Below are 5,707 nucleotides of genomic sequence, written 5' to 3'. Positions count from 1 at the left end.
GCACTACTCGCACCCGCCACATCGACGCACTTACCGCCGTAACCGGTGATCCGACCGGTCGCACCGCTGCCGGTCGAGGACGTGGTGACGTGCACGTAGTCCACGACGAGCTGCGCCGGGAAGGGAGTCGAGCCGTCCGGGTCGCCGGGCCAGTAGCCGCCGACCGCGAGGTTCATGATGATGTAGAACGGATGGTCGAACACCCAGTTGTCGCCGCCCAGGTCGGCCGGGGTGCGGGTCTCGTACGGGTTGCCGTCCACCGACCAGGTGATGGTGTTCGGCGACCAGTCGATGGCGAAGGTGTGGAAGCCGTCGGCGAAGGCCTGCCCGCCGGGAAGGGTGTATCCGGCGCCGATGCCTTCGCTGCCGGAGTACCCCGGGCCGTGGATCGTGCCGTGGACGGTGCCCGGCTCGAACCCGACGTTCTCCATGACGTCGATCTCGCCGTTGCCCGGCCAGCCCTGGTTCCCGGTGCCGAGCAGCCAGAACGCGGGCCACATGCCCTGCCCGCGCGGGATCTTCATCCGCGTCTCGAAGTGGCCGTACGCCTGGGTGAACGTCGAGGCGGTGTTCATCCTGGCCGAGGTGTACTGGCACGTGCCGTACCAGCACTGGTAGCCGGCCGGGTTCTCCTTCTTCGCGGTGATGACCAGGTGGCCCTGGCCGTCGAGGGCGGCGTTGTTCGTGCCGCTGGTGTAGTACTCACGCTCGTGGTTGTTGACGTTGTCGCCGGTCTCCAGGCGCCACTTGCCCTGGTCGACGGCCGAGCCGGCGGCGCCGTTGAAGTCGTCGGTGAACGTCGCCGCGGCCGGCGCGACGGCGCGCGGGGCCTGGGCGACCTTCGTCGCCGCCGTCGCGGCGCCCCCAGACCCGGCGATCAGTGCGCACGCCAGAGCGACCAGCCCGGCGCGCCGGCGAGTTGCGGTGAGCATGTCGGTCTCCTTTCTCGTCGGTCCGGATGCCGTCAGGACGGCAGGGTCCACTGCTGGTTGGCGGCGCCGGTGCAGCTCCAGATCTGCAACCGGGTGCCGTTGGCCGAGCTGGGACCGGTCGCGTCCAGGCACTTGCCCGACGCCGGGTTGACGAGCGAACTGTTCGAACCCCTCGTCCACTGCTGCGCACCGGTGCCGTTGCAGTCGTACAACTGAATCTGCGTACCGTTCGCCGTACCGGCCGCGGTCACATCCATGCACTTACCGAGCGCCCGCAACGTGCCGTCCGAACCGACCGTCCACTGCTGCGCACTCGTACCGTTGCAGTCATAAAGCTGCACCGCCGTACCGTTCGCACTACTCGCACCCGCCACATCGACGCACTTACCGCCGTAACCGGTGATCCGACCGGTCGCACCGCCTCCGTCGGACCCGCTGGTGATGGCGTTGAACGTCCGGGCGAACTGGTACGCGCTCTGCGGCGTGCCGCTGCACGAGTCGGACAGCTGGCCGTTGGTCGCGCACGCCTTGTCGCGACCGAGGGCCCAGTACGCCAGCAGCTGGATGCCGTGGCTCGCCGCGAAGCTCTCCAGCGTCGAGGCGTTGCCGGTGGTGAAGACCTCGCTGGTCGTGTCGTTCACCCCGATCATCGGGGTGTTGCCCTCCATCGCCCAGAGCTGGTCGGAGGACTTGGCGGTCCAGATCTGCCCGAGCTGGGTGTGCAGGCCGGTGGCGGCGTTGACCGCGGCCTGGCCCATGTCCATGGCCGAGCCGTAGTCCATCGTCATGATGTTGACGACGCTGACGTCGACGCCGCGGCTCTTGGCGTTGTTCAGCAGGCTGACGGCGTTGGACTCCAGGCCGCTCGGGTCGACCGGCAGCGTGTAGTCGACGGCGAGGTGCTTGCCCGCCGCGGCGTACTGCTGCTGGAGCGCGGCGAGCGCCTGGTTCCGCCGGTCGTTGGCGGCGGTGTCGTTCAGCGCCGAGCCCTCGATGTCCAGGTCGACGCGTGTCAGGTTGAGGGTGTCGATCACCCGCTTGTACTGGGCCTGGAGCGTGGAGACCGAGGTGCACGCCTGGCCCAGCTCGGTGCCGGACGCGCCGCCGAAGGAGACGATGACGTCGCCGCCGGAGGCTCGCAGGTTGTTGATCGCGGTCTCCCAGCCGGCGTTGTCGATGGAGGTGTCGCCGTTCCAGGTCGCGTTGCAGCCGCCCCCGCCGATGACGAAGGCGAGCGTGTAGTACTTCAGCCCGGTGGCCGCCTGCGCGTTGGCCATCGCGGAGGTGGAACCCCAGGTCTCGACGTACGGGGCGGCGTAGTGGGCGGGGAAGCCCGGCCCGGGGTTGACGGCGGCGTGCGCGGTCTGCCCGGTGGCGAGCACACCGGCGGCGGCGAGCGGGAGCGTGGCGAGTGCCGCGAGGCGCGACGCCCTGTTTCGGAGCATGGTGAACCGAGGTCGTGGCATGACTTCTCCTGGCGGGGTCGTTACCGGTGGGGGGTTACGGAGTGGTCCACTGCTGGTTGGCGGCGCCGGTGCAGGTCCAGATCTGCAGGCGCGTGCCGTTGGCCGAGCTCGGGCCGGTCGCGTCCAGGCACTTGCCCGACGCCGGGTTGACGAGGGAGCTGTTCGATCCCTTGGTCCACTGCTGGGCACCGGTGCCGTTGCAGTCGTACAGCTGAATCTGCGTACCGTTCGCCGTACCGGCCGCGGTCACATCCATGCACTTACCGAGCGCCCGCAACGTGCCGTCCGAACCGACCGTCCACTGCTGCGCACTCGTACCGTTGCAGTCATAAAGCTGCACCGCCGTACCGTTCGCACTACTCGCACCCGCCACATCGACGCACTTACCGCCGTAACCGGTGATCTGACCGGTGCCGCCGCTGCCGCTGCTCTGCGTGCCGCTCCAGGTGAACGTCGCGGTGGTCCTGGCCGGCAGGGAGTAGGTGAACGACTCGCCGCCCCAGTTGACCTTGAGCGACTGCGCGGAGCCGCTGTCGTTGTAGGCGATCAGCGCCTTCGAGCCGTCCGGATTGCGCCACGCGACGTTCGGCACGGCGGAACTGGCGGTGGAGTCGATGCGGTACGCGCCGGGCCTGACGAACTTCGTCAGGTGGCCCATGTCGTAGTACTCGATCGTGTAGTCGACCTGGCCGCTGCGGCTGTCGCCGTTGTGCACGGTGATCAGCCCGGTGCACGTACCGCAGCCGCCGTTGTGCGGGCCCATGTTCTGGTCCACCGCGAGCGACCACTTCACGACGCTCTTCCCCCAGTTGCGGGTGTAGTCGACGATGTTGTGCATGTCCTCCCGCTGCTGGTCGGAGATCCAGGTGCCGCCGGAGTGCTCGGTGTCGTAGGCGTCCACGTTCGGGTACTGGCCGTGCACCGTGGTCTGCTCGCCGACGTCGCCGCCGTAGCCGTGCCAGGCGATGCCGCCGAAGTTCGGATCGCTGCGGATCGCGGAGTCGTCGACCTGCGGCGCGCCGTAGTTCGCGTACGTGTCCCAGTTCCAGTCCAGGGCGAGGACCTTGGTGGACAGGCCGGCGGCGTGGAAGGCCGGCAGCAGGTCCGTCTTGGTGAAGTAGTCCAGGCCGGAGCCGTTCCAGCTCATCGACGGGTACCCGGCGCAGCACGTCGGCTCGTTCTGCGCGGAGACGAAGTCGATCGGCACGCCCTGCGCCTGGTAGGCCTGGATGTACTTGACGAAGTACTGGGCGTACGCACCGTAGTACTGCGCCTCCAGCCAGCCGGGCTGGTTGAACGTGTCGTTGTCCTTCATCCACGCCGGGGCGCTCCACGGCGTGCCCATGACCTTGAGCGACGGGTTGAGCTGCCGGGCCTGTTTGGTCAGCGGCAGGATGTCGGCCAGGTCGTGGGAGATGGAGAAGTGACTGAGGCTCGGGTCGGTCTGCCCGGCGGGCATATCGTCGTACGAGTAGTTGCCCCGCGCCAGGTCGGACGCCCCCATCGGGTTGCGGAGGAAGTCCAGGCCGATGCCGCTGCTCGGGTCGAACAGCTTCTGCATCACCTGGGTGCGGGTGGTGGCGCTGAGGGCCCCGCTGCTGTTCATGAGCCAGGCGGCCGTGTCGGTGAACGACGCGCCGGCTCCGGTGAACTGCTGGTAGCGGGTGTTCTCGTTGACGGTGATGTTCTGCGTGCCGCTGCCGCCGGTCCCGAAGGCGATCGGCGTCTGCTGTTGCAGACCGCGGGTGACGTGACGGCCGGCGGAGTCGTCGGTGGTGGTCAGCCAGATATTGACGGTCTCGCCCGCGGCGTGCGCGGGTGACAGGCCGCCGGTGAAGAGTGCGGCCACGAGGGCGAGGAGGGCGGAGGACACGAGCAGCCGTGCGGGCCGGCGGCGGGCACGGCGGACGTTTGTCGTCATGGCAGGGCTCGGCTTCCCGGGTGTCGATCGGCGGAGGTGGCGCTGTGCCCGTGGCGGCGGGCGGACTCCCTCGCGAAGGCGGCACGGTGCCTGTGGCGGCAGGCGGGTGCTCTCACGGGAGGCGGCGTCCGCGGCGGCGGGCATGGGCACTCGCGGCGGGCCGCGGGCGTGCGGCGCGGTCACGGCGACGCGACCGGACGCGAGACCTCCCCGCCACCACCGGGGTGCCCCTGGGGAAGGCGTTCGGTGCGGCATGGCAGGCGTCCCTTCGGCGGAACACGATCGGACCGGCATCCCCCGAAGCCTGATTAATTAAGAAACCTTACTTACAGTGGATCCGACGGTAACGGTGCGGTCAAGCGCTGTCAACACCCCGTCAGAAGAACCGCACCGGCGCCGGGCGAATGCATGATCGGCCACTCGGCGCCCGCCGCCCTTGACCACCACAGACCGGAGAGATAAACACAGACGAAACCAACTCCGAAACGGTGGTCAAACAACATGTACGCCGAGGAGAGGCAGCAGGAGATCCTCCAGCGCACGCGCGACGCCGGGCGGGTCGACGTCGTCACCCTCGCCGAGGACTTCGGGGTCACGATGGAGACGATCCGGCGTGACCTGACCGTGCTCGAGCGCGCGGGCACGCTGCGCCGCGTCCACGGCGGCGCGATCCCCGTCGAGCGTCTCGGTTTCGAGCCGGCCCTCGCGGCGCGCGACGCCGTGATGACCGCGGAGAAGGAACGCATCGCCAAGGCGGCCCTGGCCGAGCTGCCCGCCGACGGGTCGATCATCATCGACGCCGGGTCGACGACCGGCCGGCTGGTGCAGGTCCTGCCGAGCGACCGTGAGCTGACGGTGATCGTCAACTCACCGCCGCTCGCCACCATCCTGGCCACCCGCTCCAACCTCAGCGTGATCATGCTCGGCGGCCGGGTCCGCGGGCGTACGCTCGCGACCGTCGACGACTGGGCCATGCGGCCGCTGTCGCGGCTGCGGGTCGACGTCGCGTTCATGGCTACCAACGGGATCTCCGCCGAGGTCGGGCTGACCACCCCCGACCCGGCCGAGGCCGCCATCAAGCAGTCGATGATCGAGGCCGCGCAGCGCACCGTCCTGCTCGTCGACCACACCAAGGTCGGCAACGACTATCTCGCCAAGTTCGCGTCGCTGTCCGACATCAGCGTCCTGATCACCGACACCGGCCTCGACAGCGGCCTGGCCGCCGACCTCGCCGCCGCCGGCCCCGAGGTCGTCCGCGTCTGACCGCCCACCGGCCGACCGAAGAGTGGCCCCCCGCCGCGCGCGAGGGGCCACTCACGGCCGGAGGTTCTAGGCCGTGTTTCAGAAGCCTGCTCGTAGCCATATGTTGATCGCGGCGATGTGGATGG

At 69.2% G+C, this 5,707-nt stretch carries 4 protein-coding genes; 1 reads left to right on the top strand and 3 read right to left on the bottom strand.

What is annotated here, in order from left to right; genetic code table 11:
• From ABEA10_RS07325 to ABEA10_RS07315, 3 genes are all read right to left on the bottom strand, one after another.
• Positions 1-932, bottom strand: a 932-nt coding sequence (locus tag ABEA10_RS07325; RefSeq protein ID WP_345459041.1) for a glycoside hydrolase family 16 protein, incomplete at its 3' end; no start/stop codon positions are given.
• A gap of 32 nt (positions 933-964) precedes the next feature.
• Complete coding sequence (locus tag ABEA10_RS07320; protein WP_345459038.1) at positions 965-2,398, bottom strand: RICIN domain-containing protein; 1,434 nt, start codon at positions 2,396-2,398, stop codon at positions 965-967.
• Between the two features lie 34 nt (positions 2,399-2,432).
• Positions 2,433-4,319, bottom strand: coding sequence for an RICIN domain-containing protein (locus ABEA10_RS07315; protein ID WP_345459035.1), 1,887 nt, complete (start codon positions 4,317-4,319; stop codon positions 2,433-2,435).
• Between the two features lie 501 nt (positions 4,320-4,820).
• Between ABEA10_RS07315 and ABEA10_RS07310 the strand changes: the two genes are divergently transcribed.
• The gene (locus ABEA10_RS07310) at positions 4,821-5,582 is read left to right on the top strand and encodes a DeoR/GlpR family DNA-binding transcription regulator (protein WP_329241421.1); all 762 of its coding nucleotides are present in this window, start codon (positions 4,821-4,823) and stop codon (positions 5,580-5,582) included.
• Positions 5,583-5,707 lie beyond the last annotated feature (125 nt).

The sequence above is a fragment of the Actinoallomurus oryzae genome (genome assembly GCF_039541955.1).
Classification (GTDB): domain Bacteria; phylum Actinomycetota; class Actinomycetes; order Streptosporangiales; family Streptosporangiaceae; genus Actinoallomurus; species Actinoallomurus oryzae.
The sequence above is the reverse complement of the archived record's forward strand: the minus strand, read 5'-3'. Positions and strand labels throughout refer to the sequence as shown.

Bases quoted from the DNA above. Each gene is read 5' to 3' on its own strand.
- ABEA10_RS07320 (WP_345459038.1), bottom strand. From the start codon at position 2,398: ATGCCACGACCTCGGTTCACCATGCTCCGAAACAGGGCGTCGCGCCTC.
- ABEA10_RS07315 (WP_345459035.1), bottom strand. From the start codon at position 4,319: ATGACGACAAACGTCCGCCGTGCCCGCCGCCGGCCCGCACGGCTGCTC.
- ABEA10_RS07310 (WP_329241421.1), top strand. From the start codon at position 4,821: ATGTACGCCGAGGAGAGGCAGCAGGAGATCCTCCAGCGCACGCGCGAC.